The organism is Citrobacter freundii complex sp. CFNIH4, from assembly GCF_002934505.1.
Classification (GTDB): domain Bacteria; phylum Pseudomonadota; class Gammaproteobacteria; order Enterobacterales; family Enterobacteriaceae; genus Citrobacter; species Citrobacter freundii.
In genome coordinates, this window is record NZ_CP026231.1 from 2,420,745 (window position 1) to 2,434,035 (window position 13,291).

The following is a 13,291-nucleotide window of genomic DNA, read 5'->3' on the forward strand; positions in this document are numbered from 1 at the left end:
GAGATTAATCACTACCAAACAAATCGCGGGTATACACTTTATCGGCAACATCAGCTAATTCTGACGTCATGCGGTTAGAAATAATAATATCCGCTTCATTTTTGAACGCATTAAGATCACGCACAACTCGGGAATGGAAAAATTCATCCTCTTCCATGACCGGTTCATAGATAATAACGGGTACGCCCTTGGCTTTAATGCGCTTCATGATGCCCTGAATCGATGATGCCCGGAAATTATCGGAACCACTTTTCATGATCAAACGGTACACGCCGACCACCTTAGGCTTACGCGCAAGAATAGAATCTGCAATGAAGTCCTTACGCGTACGGTTCGCATCAACAATCGCACCAATAATGTTATTCGGTACAGACGCGTAGTTAGCCAGCAACTGCTTAGTATCTTTCGGCAGGCAGTAACCACCATAGCCGAATGACGGATTGTTGTAGTGATTACCGATACGCGGATCCAGGCACACACCTTCAATAATCTGCCGTGAGTTCAAGCCAAGACTTTCTGCATAGCTATCCAGCTCGTTAAAGTAGGCAACACGTAACGCCAGATAGGTGTTAGCGAACAACTTGATGGCTTCGGCTTCAGTAGAGTCGGTAAACAGCGTCGGAATGTCTTTTTTAACCGCACCTTCCTGCAGCAACGCGGCAAAACGCTCGGCTCGTTCGGAACGTTCACCAATAACGATACGGGACGGATGCAAGTTGTCGTATAGCGCACGACCTTCACGCAGGAATTCTGGCGAAAAGAAAATATTGTCGATACCCAACTGTTCTTTAATGGAGTTCGTAAAGCCAACCGGAATCGTTGATTTAATTACCATCACCGCATTTGGGTTGATTTCGACCACATCGCGGATCACTGACTCGACGCTAGAAGTGTTAAAGTAGTTAGTTGTCGGATCGTAATCAGTCGGTGTCGCGATGATAACGTAGTCCGCGTCGCGGTAAGCATCATACTTATCGGTCGTTGCACGGAAATTCAGCTGTTTTGTCGCCAGATATTCTTCGATCTCCTTATCAACGATCGGCGATTTTTTCTGATTCAGCATCTCGACCTTCGTCGGAACGATATCCAGAGCGACCACTTCGTGGTGCTGGGCAATCAGAATACCGTTCGACAAACCTACATAACCTGTTCCTGAGATAGTTATCTTCATTCGCTGTGTAACTTCTTCCGGTTGAACATTTGAGGGTGAACACGCTGCCAACAACGTGGCGCATCGGCTCTGCATTGCGCCAGTATATCGTGATTTGCTACAACACCGGATATCGGACCTGACTGAATCCCATTTTTTGGCAATAAAAAAGCCCGGAGGAGCGCTCCGGGCCTGGATTCACAGTTAGACTAAATCAGATTAATCCAGCCATTCGGTGTGGAACACGCCTTCTTTATCGGTGCGTTTATACGTATGTGCACCAAAGTAGTCGCGCTGGGCCTGGATCAGGTTAGCCGGCAGTACCGCAGAGCGGTAGCTGTCGTAGTAGGCTATCGCTGCAGAGAAGGTCGGTACCGGAATACCGTTCTGCACAGCATAAGCCACTACATCACGTAGCGCTTGCTGATATTCGTCAGCGATATTTTTGAAATACGGAGCCAGCAGCAGGTTCGCGATGCCTTTGTTTTCAGCATAGGCGTCGGTGATTTTCTGCAGGAATTGCGCACGAATGATGCAGCCCGCGCGGAAGATCTTCGCAATTTCGCCGTAGTTCAGATCCCAGTTGTATTCGTCAGATGCGGCACGCAGTTGAGAGAAGCCCTGAGCATAAGAGACGATTTTGCCCAAATACAGCGCGCGACGGACCTTCTCAACAAACTCTGCTTTATCACCAGCCAGTTTAGCCAGCGGGCCAGACAGCACTTTAGATGCCGCAACGCGCTGGTCTTTCAGAGAAGAGATGTAGCGAGCGAATACGGATTCGGTGATCAGCGACAGCGGTTCGCCCAGATCCAGAGAGCTCTGGCTGGTCCATTTACCGGTGCCTTTGTTCGCCGCTTCGTCCAGGATCACATCAACAAGGTATTTACCCTCTTCGTCTTTCTTGGTGAAGATATCTTTGGTGATGTCGATCAGATAGCTGCTCAGCTCGCCTTCATTCCACTCGGTGAAAGTAGTTGCCAGCTCTTCGTTAGACAGGTTCAAACCGCCTTTCAGCAGAGAATAGGCTTCCGCAATCAGCTGCATATCGCCATATTCGATCCCGTTGTGCACCATCTTCACATAGTGACCTGCGCCATCGGCACCGATATAGGTCACGCACGGTTCGCCATCTTCAGCAACAGCGGCGATTTTAGTCAGAATCGGCGCAACCAGTTCGTACGCTTCTTTCTGGCCGCCAGGCATAATAGACGGACCTTTCAAGGCCCCCTCCTCACCGCCGGACACGCCGGTACCGATGAAGTTGAAGCCTTCAGCTGACAGTTCACGATTACGACGAATGGTGTCCTGGAAGAAGGTGTTACCACCATCAATGATGATGTCGCCTTTATCCAGATACGGCTTCAGGGAATCAATAGCAGCATCGGTGCCAGCACCCGCTTTCACCATTAACAGGATACGACGTGGGGTTTCAAGAGACTCGACGAACTCTTTCACCGTGTAATAAGGAACCAGTTTCTTACCCGGGTTCTCGGCAACAACTTCTTCAGTTTTCTCGCGGGAGCGGTTGAAGATGGAGACGGTATAACCACGGCTTTCGATGTTGAGCGCCAGGTTGCGCCCCATCACTGCCATACCGACGACGCCGATCTGTTGCTTGGACATTACATACTCCTGTCAGGTGTGGTCACCGCGCGACGTAAACGCGGCTTGAGATGTGGTCTAGATATTAACTCGATAATAGCAATTTTGAATAGCCTTTAATTTCACAAAATAGCAAAAATCAAACAGTCAAAATCACTGAATTAATCACAAAATAATAATAGAATTGAAGTTAGGTTCAATATAAAACACGAACTATAAAAACAATTGAAATTTGATTATGTACCACCTGATGAAAATTAAGTGATACATATCTTCCTTTAAAAGCAACATTAGTCGCTCAGGAATACAATTCATCTAAAAACTCAAGTGTGTATATTATGAGTTCACAATAACTATTTAATCAATTTAGCAAGATATTTTCCATAGTTATTCTTTGCCATCGGTTCAGCAAGTTTGAGAACCTGGTCAGCAGTGATAAATCCTTTACGGAATGCAATCTCCTCCGGGCAAGCAACTTTTAACCCCTGACGTTCTTCAATAGTTGCAATAAAATTACTAGCTTCGATGAGACTCTGGTGAGTACCAGTATCAAGCCACGCATAACCACGTCCCATCATCTCAACGGAGAGATTTCCTTGCTCCAGATAAAGTTGATTAATATCTGTGATTTCTAGCTCACCGCGCGCCGAAGGCTTCAGGGTCTTAGCTAGGGAAACTGCACTATTATCATAGAAATAAAGTCCAGTCACTGCATAGTTACTTTTAGGTTTTGCGGGCTTCTCTTCTAAGGAGATAGCCTTGCCTGTCTCATCAAACTCGGCTACGCCATATCGCTCTGGATCATTGACATGATAAGCAAAAACAGTCGCACCTGATTCTTTTTTCACTGCGTTTGAAAGTAATTTTGGTAAATCATGACCGTAGAAAATATTATCACCTAACACTAGCGCACAACTATCATCACCTATGAACTCTTCACCAATAATGAAAGCCTGAGCCAGACCATCAGGACTATCCTGTATTTTATACTTTAAGTTCAGTCCCCACTGACTCCCATCACCTAGCAGTTGTTCAAATCGAGGCGTATCCTGGGGTGTACTGATAATAAGTATATCTCGAATCCCTGCCAGCATTAACGTGGTCAGTGGATAGTAAATCATCGGTTTATCATAGATCGGTAATAATTGCTTACTCACCGCCATTGTAACTGGGTAAAGTCGTGTTCCTGAACCACCTGCTAAAATAATACCTTTACGAGTTGTCATTTTTTATCTCAAATAGTGTTTATGCCAAAGAGTAGGGATCAAAGTGACGATGCGGTAAATAGTTCAGCCAACATCCGCTTCACACCAACCTGCCATTGTGGTAACTGCAGATTGAAAGTCGTCTGAAATTTTTCCGTTGAAAGACGGGAGTTTCCAGGACGGCAAGCTGGTGTCAGATATTCACTCGTTGATATTTTTCTGACATCCTTAACAGCTAATTCAATCCCTGCTTTACGTGCTTGAGCAAAAACCAATTCAGCGTAATCAGCCCAAGTTGTAACCCCAGATGCAACCAAATGATATAAGCCAGCGACTTCTGGCCTAGCTTGTGCGGTGATAATGGCGTGAGCAGTGCAATCAGCAAGCAACTCAGCACCAGTCGGTGCACCAAATTGGTCACAGATAACCGACAAAGTCACATTTTTTTTTGCCAATCTTAGCATAGTCTTTGCAAAATTATTCCCTTTACCAGCATAGACCCAGCTAGTACGAAATATAAGATATTTTTCACAATGTTGCTGCAATAATTGCTCACCAGCTAGTTTGGTTTCACCATAAACATTGAGCGGATTCGTCGGGTCAGTTTCTTTCTTTGCAATGTCACCATCACCAGGGAAAACGTAATCAGTGGAGTAGTGGATAACCCAAGCATCGATCTTTTTGGCTTCCGATGCAATAGCCCCAACACTCTCGGCATTCACTATATACGCCAACTCAGATTCGGACTCTGCTTTGTCAACTGCGGTATATGCAGCAGCATTAACAATAACATCAGGTTTGATTCGGCGTATAGTTTCGGCAATCCCTTCGGGATTGGCAAAATCACCACAATACTCACTAGAATTAAAATCTAGTGCAGTCAATTTACCCAAAGGGGCCAATGCCCGCTGTAGCTCCCAACCTACCTGCCCGCCCTTACCAAATAATAGTATATTCATTACACTCGATCCTTATAGTTATGCTTAATCCAGTTAGCATACTCCCCGCTTCTCACATTATTTATCCACTCTGTATTGTCGAGATACCACTGGACAGTCTTGCGAATCCCGGACTCAAAGCTTTCCTGAGGGGACCAATTAAGTTCATTTTTGATTTTATCCGCATCTATAGCATAACGACGGTCATGGCCCGGTCGATCTGCAACCCAGCTAATTAGTTCACGGTATGAAGTTGAAGATGGAACGAGTTCATCAAGTAAATCACAAATTGCATGAACCACTTCAATATTTTTTTTCTCATTATGCCCGCCTATGTTATAGGTTTCTCCTGGCGTGCCTTTAGTCAATACGCAATAGAGCGCACGTGCATGATCCTCTACATATAGCCAGTCTCGAATTTGATCACCCTTGCCATAGATTGGCAATTGTTTTCCTTCAAGGGCATTCAGTATCACCAGAGGTATAAGTTTTTCTGGAAAGTGATATGGACCATAGTTATTAGAGCAATTAGTAACAATTGTCGGTAAACCGTAAGTCCGCTTCCACGCACGCACCAAATGATCACTGGATGCTTTTGAAGCTGAATATGGGCTGCTTGGTGCATAAGCTGTTTCCTCGGTGAACAACGGTAATGAATCATTATCGCCTTCCCATTGATCCGGGTGCGGTAAGTCACCGTAAACCTCATCAGTTGAAATATGATGAAATCGGAACGCTTCTTTACGTGAACTTTCTAAGTTATTCCAGTAAGCTCTACACACCTCTAACAATGTGTATGTACCTACAATATTCGTTTCAATAAAATCTGCCGGACCAGAAATTGAGCGATCTACATGGCTTTCTGCAGCCAAATGCATAATTAAATCAGGTTGATGACGTTCGAAAATGCGTTCAATGTCAGCTTTATCGCAAATATCTGCTTTCTCGAAAGAATAACGCTCATTATCAGCAATGCTTTTTAACGATTCTAGATTACCTGCGTAGGTCAATTTATCAACATTGACAACATAGTCAGCGGTATTATTTATAATATATCGAACCACTGCAGAACCAATAAAGCCCGCACCGCCTGTTACCAGAATTTTCATCAAATAGACCTATAAATTAAAGTTGAGAAGCATATTCTTTAAAAGTTAATCCTTTCATATCCTTATCAGAAAGAATAGGATCGGATACCAGCCATTCAATATTCAGATCAGCATCATTCCATAAAATACATTTTTCACTTGCAGGATCGTAATAATTTGTACACTTATATTCAAAATCAGCGACATCAGAGAGAACAACAAAACCATGAGCAAGTCCTGGCGCGATCCAAAATTGTTTTTTATTGCTTTCGCTAAGAATTACTGACTCCCAAAGACCAAAAGTTGGTGAATTTTTACGGATATCAACGGCCACATCAAGTACTTCTCCATGGACCACACGAACTAACTTGCCTTGTGGATTATTGGTCTGGAGATGTAAGCCGCGTAAAACATTTTTGACTGAACGTGAATGGTTATCCTGGATAAAATCATGTTCAATATCTAACATTTTCTTATAACGCTGGGCGTTAAATGTTTCCAAAAAGAAACCACGTACATCTTCAAATACTTTGGGTTCTATGATCTTAACACCATTGATCTTAGTATCAATAACTTTCATCATCGCACCTTTAATAGGATTAATAAGCACCGTCGCGTTTTAAAACGACACTAATTGTTTTAAATAAAATAACGATATCATTCCATAGAGACCAGTTTTTAACGTACCATGAATCAAAATATACACGTTTTTCATAATCGACATCATTTCGTCCACTTACCTGCCATAAACCTGTCATACCTGGTTTTGCCATGAGGTAGTAATCAGCTTCATCGTTATAGCGTAGTAGTTCCTCAGCGATAACTGGTCGCGGACCTACTAAGCTCATCTCACCTTTCAAAACATTAAAGAGTTGCGGAAGTTCGTCCAAGCTGGTACGTCGAATAAATTTTCCTATTGGAGTAATTCGAGGGTCATCTCGTAACTTAAAGTCTTTTTCCCATTCATCTCTGGCTTGAGAATCACTTTCAAGCAGGTTTTGTAGCACCTCCTGCGAATTCATCACCATTGAGCGAAATTTAAGACATTTAAATAAGTTTCCTTTTCGACCGACCCTTTCATGCCCATAAATAGCATACCCACCGTCTTTCTTTACTTTAAGGCTCAGATAAATAAGTAGTGGGGAAAGTAAAATTAAAAGAAAGCTAGAGACTATAATATCAAAAGTTCGTTTAACAAAACGAGAACTACGTTTAGCTAGATTGTTATTTACTCTAAGTAATAAGACTTCATGGCTAAAGATGAATGCCATATCTGTTCCATACAATGGCACACCACGAATTGTAGGTATTACTGAAATCGAACGACATTTTTTCTTTGTGAGATTTTTAAGCCATCGATCTAATTGTTGATAGTCACCATCATCAAATGCAAGGATAAATTGGATGTTTCTAAAATCTTCAATTTTGTAGATATCTTCCTCTTCTGTAAGAAGCTTAATATCTTCACTAATAGGTTCAACTTTGCCATTGACAGTATATAAATATTGAATATCATAGCCTAAGTTCTTTTCACTCATTAATGCTTGATATGCATCATAAGCGTTAACACCGCCACCTAGAATAATAGTTTTCTTTTTCCACATACCTATCTTTTTTAGGAATCGCTTAACTAAATTTCGGCCGACCGGTATAAATATAAAAATCCCACACCAAGTAAAAGCCCAAAGATAGCGAGAAAAATGCCATTTTGAAAACGCGACGATCGCCAAATCTATTACAGCGAAAATGATGACTGTTCGTAGTATTTCTTTTAGCTCATTCCAGAATGGTTTCCTGTATGTATAATGGCGTAAGCGAATTCCAAACCACGCTACAGCGACGAATCCAAGAATGAAGTGAGAGAGTACTCGGTAATTATAATCTTCCCCAGGCAGAAAAGGTGATAAGTCACCGCCAAAAAAATGCTTGGTAAGCATCATTGCTACAAAAAGAGAGGATATATAGACAAAAAAATCAACACTTGCGAAAACATATTTCGGTACATTATGCTTAAACTTATTCTTTAACTTGACTCACCTATTATAAGAATTCTTCCAGTAATTCCTGTGCATACTCATTTTTTTTATGACACTAAGCGGGAGATTTTTATATCTTAATCCAATTTTGTATCCAATTAATTTTGCCACATTATTCATAAATGCTTTAATAATTAACAATGGATTATGTCTCATTAGATAAATCACCTCTGATTTAATAAATCTATTACCTTCTGACGATACTGCATTAAACTTTTTCTGAATCCACGGTTCATCTTGATGGAAAACACCAATATCGAAATAACGCTTATATTCTTCGATAATTGAGTAATTATGTGAATGACGGACTGCAGCCTCAGAGCAATAGCCTGTTTTTAGATTATGTTGAATAGCTTTCGCCGCAAAAAACATATCTTCACAAAGGATAGTGTCAGTTGGGAAACCACCAATACGCTGAAAATCATCTACTTTATAAGCGGAAAATGAATTAGACATGAAAGCAGTTTTGATGCCACGAATAGGGATACAATCTAGCTGATTTATCAACGACTCGCATCCATAATTAAATTCACGTGCATGGGCAGCTATTGGATTAGCATCAATATGAGGAAGTTGCTTACCATATGCAGCGCATAGATCATTTTCGACCATAAAATTGATTAATGTAGCCACACTATTTCTAGTTTCAAGAATAGCATCCTGAGTCAGAAAAATAACATAATCCTTATCATGAAAAATATCCATAGCTAGATTACGAGTACCACCATGATTAAAATCATGCTGCTGGATCTCATGGACAATAAATCCATACTGTTGGGCAACTGCTTGGGTGTTGTCCTTACTTTGTGAGTCCACAACCACGACATCAGTACCGGGTTGACAATTTAGATGAATAGCTTGCGCCGCTTTCTCCCAAATTTCCCCACCATTATAAGTCACTACCGCAATACCAATTTTTAAAGTAGAGCTCATTATTTCATTTCCAAAGAATCAATAATCTGTTTCGCTAACTCAGCCCAACTGTGACTAACCAAATATGCAGGATCATCAGTAAATGTAGTCGGCCCGAAAATATCTTCACCTTGGGAAAAGGCAGCTAATTTTTCGGCCAACAAAACAGCATCATCAGGTTTGAAAAAGTGCACTCTTTCATAATTTCCTATTGTCTCATGAGCATAGGGTAGATCGGCAGAAAGAATTGGTAATTTAAACTCTTTTGCTTCAGAAAGAGGAAGACCCCATGTTTCAAGCTTAGAAGGGAAAATTAGAGCATCGGTTTCATTGCGATATATATCATCTAATTTTTCTTTACTTTTCAGACCAATGAAATGTATATTTTGCAACCCACGCCTTTCACACTCAAAAATAATAAAATCTCCAAATTTCGTCATTCCTTTATTAAAGGTCAATATTATGTTTAATTTATTATAGATATGTATTTGTTGTTTTTTTAAGATTGCCATCGCATCAAGAAGTATATTGAAATTTTTAAAAGTTCTTGGAAATGCTGGGTACAGCAATCTTTTTACTCCAGTAGACACTGAGTTGCATTGAGCGGTTTCACGGTTTCTTATATTTTCTGCCTCAGGGCGGGCAACCAACAAATTATTAATACTATAGTTTTCCTTAAAATACTTTGCAATCCATTGCTGTTGCACAATGACTAGCTTATTAGATTTGATATTAACGCGATATAAATATTTGTAAAGTTTGGTAAACAAGAAAAAAGTTCGATCATACTTAAGATCGAGATGACTTGCCTGATAAAATGGAGATGGGTTATGGCAATACACAAATTGGTTGGCCGTAGCTACCCGTGCAGACATATCGTGCAGACATATCCAAGCATCTGGATTTAGTTCTTTACTCAATGTAAAGCTAGTTATATATTCAAACTTGAGTCTTTTAAGCCAGCCTGTTTTAATATTTTTATACTCATAAAATTCAATATTTTCTTGTGACTTAAATTGTTCAAATAGATTGACATCGTGAACCAAGCAAATTAACCTCACCCCAGAGACTTTGCTAAATGTAGTGATCATCGTCCTGAATACGGTCAAAATACCGCCTTCAACCATATTAACACCGGAAAGAACAATTAGCTTATTCATAAATCAACCAAAGTATTGAGAAAATTACACTGTAGGCAAACCTCTCAGTATAATAGGGTTTAACATATTTATGCAAGAAACGTATCTTTTGTAAAAAAGTTAATTTCCTTTTACATTCATTATTTTCTAACAGATTAAGCATTATTCGCGCCGATACGACTGAGCGCTTAATTCCTGATAAGGTCTTTTTCACTCTTTTAGCTCTAGCGAAGGTACTACGTTGTTGGGCACCTACAACGTTTGCTGAGTGTTGGCGATAATTAACAAGAGGCCGAGCCAGATAAAATATTTTCCCACTCCTCGCAGCCTGAAAAGCATACCAGTGATCATGCATTGCAATATGCTCAGGCACCATTCCGGCCATTTTGAGAAGTATTGAATTCATAATAACTGTACAGCCATAAACCGACGATCGCCAAGTTAAATAATTTAATGCCAAATTATTATTCGGATCAAGTTTTGAATAATTGTAAAAATCATCATTTATTAAGTTAAGATTTTCATCAACTATTCTAAGGTTTGAAAAGCCTAAACAAGGGACTTTTTCTCCGTTGATTATCTCTTGTTCACGAATCTCATTAAGCATCAGTTCTATTTTATCTTTTTCCCACACATCGTCTTGATCGCAAAAAAGAATATAATCCGCTGTACTGAATTGGATTCCATTATTGAAGTTTTTCACAACTCCTGCGGCATTATTACAAACATGACAACTAACCCTAGGATCTTGCTTCGAAATATTATGAATAAGGTCAACTGTACCATCAGAAGACCCGTCATCTGTAACAATTAAATTTAGCGCCGTATGCGATTGTTCCAAAATAGAAAAAATTTGCTGCTGAATAAATTTGGCACCATTATGAGCCGCAAGAATAACATCAACATGGATATCCTGATTCATAGTTATTTAAACACTCATTTTAATATGAGTATTTTCCTCCTTTGCCTATAACTCCATCCCAAATACCTTGCAAAATAAATTTAATTCGTTTCCTTTTGGGTGTCATAATCGCAAAAAGAGGTATTTTTTTTAGCAAAAGAAAAATAATTATAAGTTTGCTCCTCATGTCAAAACTCTTTGATTTTAATGAGAAAATCCAATTTCGTACAAGATAATATTGTCGTACAGGCGAGCCTATTCTAACCTCCCAAATAAAGAGTTTTGGATACTCGTTTTCACCAATATTATGGTTCATTATTACACGTGGAGTTTCAAAAGAAAGATATCCTTTCTTTCGTGCACGATGGCTCCACTCAACATCAATCATATCGATGAACCAATCGGCTTTAAACATCCCCACGGTTTGAAAGGCATGTAGAGGAAAAAGAGCGCCAGAAGAAATAATAAAATCTTTCTCAGCTAGTCCCAAATTTTTTGGTTGATGATCTGTTGATTGCTGATTAATTGTTGGACCTATGCAAGCAATAGGATACTGATCTTTAAATTTATTATACTCAGCAATCATTTTTTTGCAGTATGAATCTGAAATCTGCGAGTCTTGATCAAAGGTAAAAATAAAATCACAATTTTCATCCATCGCTTTCTGCAACCCTATATTTTGCGCCTCAGCGATACCGACATTGTCATTCAGTCGAACAATATCCACATCCTTGTAGCTATTAACTTGTGAAGGCTCACTATTATCAACAATAATCACCTTAGATACCTGATGTGTTATTTTTCTGACAAACTCATCAAGTACTGAATTATCCGGATTATAGGTGACAATGATTGCAAATATTTTGTAGTCCATATTAATTTATCTTTTATAAATTCGTAATTTATTTGATACAATCTTTAGCAACAGCGCATCTAAAGCTACTCGGCCTGTCCAAGCGATAGCTGTACCTAATAATCCATAATGTAAAGTTAAAACATACAGAATGATAAGATACGGGATTATCTCAGAAAGATGAATAAATGCTGTAAACTTAGCTTTTCCTGCGGCCTGTATTAGTGAATATGGGATCTGAGCTAAGGCGTTAAAATAAAACCCTACAATTAGGACCTGTAAGATGTGCGCTGAATGAATGCCAAACTCCTCTCCCATCCATAAGGACATTAGCTGCTTCGAAAAGAACAAGCATATGATGACCACGGGAACACAAATAATAGACATCAATAGAATACTTTGCTTTTCAAGCTTTATTCTTTCCTCAGCTGATTGCGCATAACTAAGCTTAGGAAATAAGGCTCTTGCTAAAGCAGCTGGAATATTTAATAGTCGACCGATGCCTTCTGAGGGGGCAGTATAAAAAGCGACTTTACCCGCGCCTAATAAATTTGACACTACAAACCGATCAAAATAGACCATCATAGGGCTGATTATATTACTAATCGTTAGCCATCCTCCAAATTTTATAAGCCGTATAAATGTTTTCCTGCTAAAATTTATACCACTGGAAATTATTATTTTTCTACAAATAAAACATGTAATTATAAATGAAATTAACCTACCGAATATTAAACCAATGATCGCGGATTTTAATGTAGGCTGGAAAATACAGCATAAAGCAGGGAGCCCAGCAATTGCTGAATTACTAATTGAACGCTGTATATTAATGTTAATAAATTTCTCATGGCCTTCCAACCATGCTAACCATATCTGATTTAATAGATAAATTGGAATAATAAATGCCAGTAATATGAAAGACTGACGAACTTCATCTCTCATATCTACTGACACTTTTAAAAACGAATTAAGATGCGGTACACTCAGTAATAAAAGAATTGCGGCCGTACAGCCCATAAACAATACTACTATACCTGATGTGGCGATAATTTTATACTGTTCTTGCAAGTCATCACGATAAATAGAAATTTCTCGAATGACAGCACGACTGAGCCCTGCATCAAAAATACTAGCATAACCCACAATTGCAAATGCCAATGTGAATATACCAAAAGCTTCGACGCCTATAACTCGAGCAAGATAACCTAAGGCAGGTACAGCAATTAATGTTGGAATTGCAAAACCTGCCAAATTATAAAAACTATTCTTTATTAGACTCATAACTCTATTTTTTGAAAACCTGCAGAAGCCTGCACATTTTTAGGTATGCTACCGCCCCTGGCCTTGCAGCTACCAGAGCACTACCTAAATTCCAAAGATGTAACCAGCCCCGCCAGCTATCGCAAAGCTCTGTTAAATTCAAACGCTAATTGTCTTACCAAATGCGACCAGAAACAAGAAAAA

The 13,291-nt window shown here is 39.7% G+C and carries 12 protein-coding genes; all 12 read right to left on the reverse strand.

Annotated features, from left to right (window positions below; all coding sequences use genetic code 11):
* Window positions 1–4 precede the first annotated feature (4 nt).
* Entirely contained in the window at window positions 5–1,171 is a 1,167-nt protein-coding gene (gene ugd / locus C2U41_RS12605; RefSeq protein WP_044701934.1) for a UDP-glucose 6-dehydrogenase, read from the reverse strand.
* A gap of 198 nt (window positions 1,172–1,369) precedes the next feature.
* A complete protein-coding gene (gene gndA, locus C2U41_RS12610) occupies window positions 1,370–2,776 on the reverse strand; it encodes an NADP-dependent phosphogluconate dehydrogenase (RefSeq protein ID WP_048217349.1) in 1,407 nt (468 codons plus the stop codon).
* Between the two features lie 332 nt (window positions 2,777–3,108).
* Window positions 3,109–3,981 (reverse strand): glucose-1-phosphate thymidylyltransferase RfbA, encoded by an 873-nt coding sequence (gene rfbA / locus C2U41_RS12615; protein WP_044701931.1) that lies wholly within the window; start codon window positions 3,979–3,981, stop codon window positions 3,109–3,111.
* 38 nt (window positions 3,982–4,019) lie between these two features.
* Entirely contained in the window at window positions 4,020–4,919 is a 900-nt protein-coding gene (gene rfbD, locus C2U41_RS12620) for a dTDP-4-dehydrorhamnose reductase (RefSeq protein ID WP_044701929.1), read from the reverse strand.
* A complete protein-coding gene (gene rfbB, locus C2U41_RS12625; protein WP_003844298.1) occupies window positions 4,919–6,007 on the reverse strand; it encodes a dTDP-glucose 4,6-dehydratase in 1,089 nt (362 codons plus the stop codon). Before rfbB ends, rfbD begins: the two co-directional genes overlap by 1 nt.
* A gap of 16 nt (window positions 6,008–6,023) precedes the next feature.
* Window positions 6,024–6,566: a dTDP-4-dehydrorhamnose 3,5-epimerase gene (gene rfbC / locus C2U41_RS12630; protein WP_003844299.1), complete on the reverse strand. Its 543-nt coding sequence runs from the start codon at window positions 6,564–6,566 to the stop codon at window positions 6,024–6,026.
* Between the two features lie 19 nt (window positions 6,567–6,585).
* Window positions 6,586–7,926 (reverse strand): undecaprenyl-phosphate galactose phosphotransferase WbaP, encoded by a 1,341-nt coding sequence (wbaP, locus tag C2U41_RS12635; protein ID WP_233901298.1) that lies wholly within the window; start codon window positions 7,924–7,926, stop codon window positions 6,586–6,588.
* Between the two features lie 93 nt (window positions 7,927–8,019).
* A complete protein-coding gene (locus tag C2U41_RS12640; RefSeq protein WP_044701927.1) occupies window positions 8,020–8,955 on the reverse strand; it encodes a glycosyltransferase family 2 protein in 936 nt (311 codons plus the stop codon).
* The gene (locus C2U41_RS12645; RefSeq protein ID WP_103848823.1) at window positions 8,955–10,094 is read right to left on the reverse strand and encodes a glycosyltransferase; all 1,140 of its coding nucleotides are present in this window, start codon (window positions 10,092–10,094) and stop codon (window positions 8,955–8,957) included. The genes C2U41_RS12640 and C2U41_RS12645 overlap by 1 nt, the downstream gene beginning before the upstream one ends.
* Complete coding sequence (locus tag C2U41_RS12650) at window positions 10,087–10,995, reverse strand: glycosyltransferase family 2 protein (RefSeq protein ID WP_044701925.1); 909 nt, start codon at window positions 10,993–10,995, stop codon at window positions 10,087–10,089. The genes C2U41_RS12645 and C2U41_RS12650 overlap by 8 nt, the downstream gene beginning before the upstream one ends.
* Before the next feature lie 19 nt (window positions 10,996–11,014).
* Complete coding sequence (locus tag C2U41_RS12655) at window positions 11,015–11,848, reverse strand: glycosyltransferase family 2 protein (RefSeq protein WP_016150596.1); 834 nt, start codon at window positions 11,846–11,848, stop codon at window positions 11,015–11,017.
* Window positions 11,849–11,854: 6 nt separating this feature from the next.
* Window positions 11,855–13,108: a flippase gene (locus tag C2U41_RS12660; RefSeq protein ID WP_003844308.1), complete on the reverse strand. Its 1,254-nt coding sequence runs from the start codon at window positions 13,106–13,108 to the stop codon at window positions 11,855–11,857.
* Window positions 13,109–13,291 lie beyond the last annotated feature (183 nt).

Excerpts from the sequence above, each read along its gene's own strand:
- rfbD (WP_044701929.1), bottom strand. The coding sequence starts at position 4,919 with ATGAATATACTATTATTTGGTAAGGGCGGGCAGGTAGGTTGGGAGCTA.
- wbaP (WP_233901298.1), bottom strand. The coding sequence starts at position 7,926 with ATGATGCTTACCAAGCATTTTTTTGGCGGTGACTTATCACCTTTTCTG.
- C2U41_RS12660 (WP_003844308.1), bottom strand. The coding sequence starts at position 13,108 with ATGAGTCTAATAAAGAATAGTTTTTATAATTTGGCAGGTTTTGCAATT.
- C2U41_RS12655 (WP_016150596.1), bottom strand. The coding sequence starts at position 11,848 with ATGGACTACAAAATATTTGCAATCATTGTCACCTATAATCCGGATAAT.
- rfbC (WP_003844299.1), bottom strand. The coding sequence starts at position 6,566 with ATGAAAGTTATTGATACTAAGATCAATGGTGTTAAGATCATAGAACCC.
- rfbB (WP_003844298.1), bottom strand. The coding sequence starts at position 6,007 with ATGAAAATTCTGGTAACAGGCGGTGCGGGCTTTATTGGTTCTGCAGTG.
- rfbA (WP_044701931.1), bottom strand. The coding sequence starts at position 3,981 with ATGACAACTCGTAAAGGTATTATTTTAGCAGGTGGTTCAGGAACACGA.
- C2U41_RS12650 (WP_044701925.1), bottom strand. The coding sequence starts at position 10,995 with ATGAATCAGGATATCCATGTTGATGTTATTCTTGCGGCTCATAATGGT.
- C2U41_RS12645 (WP_103848823.1), bottom strand. The coding sequence starts at position 10,094 with ATGAATAAGCTAATTGTTCTTTCCGGTGTTAATATGGTTGAAGGCGGT.
- ugd (WP_044701934.1), bottom strand. The coding sequence starts at position 1,171 with ATGAAGATAACTATCTCAGGAACAGGTTATGTAGGTTTGTCGAACGGT.
- C2U41_RS12640 (WP_044701927.1), bottom strand. The coding sequence starts at position 8,955 with ATGAGCTCTACTTTAAAAATTGGTATTGCGGTAGTGACTTATAATGGT.
- gndA (WP_048217349.1), bottom strand. The coding sequence starts at position 2,776 with ATGTCCAAGCAACAGATCGGCGTCGTCGGTATGGCAGTGATGGGGCGC.